This is a genomic window from Oleiphilus sp. HI0061, assembly GCF_001635675.1.
On the sequence record NZ_LWFE01000124.1, the window covers coordinates 1 to 1,147 of the forward strand.

Genomic DNA, 1,147 nt, shown 5'->3' on the forward strand with positions numbered 1-1,147 from the left:
AAGTACCGGATCCGAAGCAGGTGGACATAAGTTCTTATCAGATACAGCGCCAAGATAATTAACAATCGCAGCACTTTCAGTTAATACCAAGGGGCCACCAGAAACAGAACCGTCAGCAAGCGTCGGCACCTTACCTTGAACATTCATGGAACGATAATCTTCACTGTTCGTGCCTTTCTCGCCCGCGCTGCCAAATTCTACCGAGATATATTCGTAATCAAGACCAGCCTCTTCAGCCGCCCAAACACAACGAAAAGAACGTGATGTACCCTTGCCATATAACTTCATCAGTTAACCCTCTATTTTAGTTTCAATGGGGTCAGACTCGATTGATTTTCAATCGAGTCTGACCCCATTGAAACTCTTTGCTCGAAACTTTGCAGGAGACTCGCCCGTCCATCGTTTAAAGGCCCGGCTAAAAGCACTCAATTCAGAAAACCCTAACAAAAATGCAACTTCACTAATAGAAACCTTGTTTTCCTTCAAATAACGCTCAGCTTCTCGCTGCCGAACTTCCTCAACCAAAGACTGAAAGGATACCTGCTCTTTTTTCAGTTTTCGATAAAGCGTATGACGGCTCATATTGAGAGCCTTTGCAGCACGCTCAACGTCCAGTTCTGCATCTTCGGCCAAGTGACGCCGAATAAAACGCCTGACTTTATCTTTGATATCAGAGCTTGAAGCAACCTTGCGAAGCAGCTTTTCAGCATAAGAGGTTAAAACACTAAGCAAATAAGGGTTGCCATGCTTCACTTTCAAATCAAGCGCCGATTTCTTAAACACAATACCAGTCTGCTCTTGAGAGAACTTAAGCTCGCCCTTACAGACTTCCTGATACTTAGCTATATATTCAGGCTGGGCATGCTGAAAGTTAAAGCACTGAACCTTGATTCTCCGACCTGTTAAATAATCACATCGTGCCAGGGCCGTTACCACCATACGCTCCATTTCGGAAATGCAATAACAGTCAGGTGACAAGCTTTTAAATTCTAGGGTTGCCCACTCATCGCCTTCTTTAAGGGTTAGACAAGCGGCCTCATTCACAATACTGAAAAAGCGCGCATACACCTGGAGCACATCACGAAGCGTCTCACACTGAAAGGATGCCTGAGCGACAACACTGAAGCGAGCCGGGTCAATTTCTTCA

The 1,147-nt window shown here is 45.2% G+C and carries 2 protein-coding genes; both read right to left on the minus strand.

Annotated elements, in window-relative coordinates; translation table 11 throughout:
* On the minus strand, positions 1-288 hold a 288-nt coding region (locus A3735_RS01545; protein WP_197485583.1), incomplete at its 3' end, for a glutathione S-transferase N-terminal domain-containing protein.
* 48 nt (positions 289-336) lie between these two features.
* On the minus strand, positions 337-1,147 hold an 811-nt coding region (locus tag A3735_RS01550; RefSeq protein ID WP_068637442.1), incomplete at its 5' end, for an AraC family transcriptional regulator.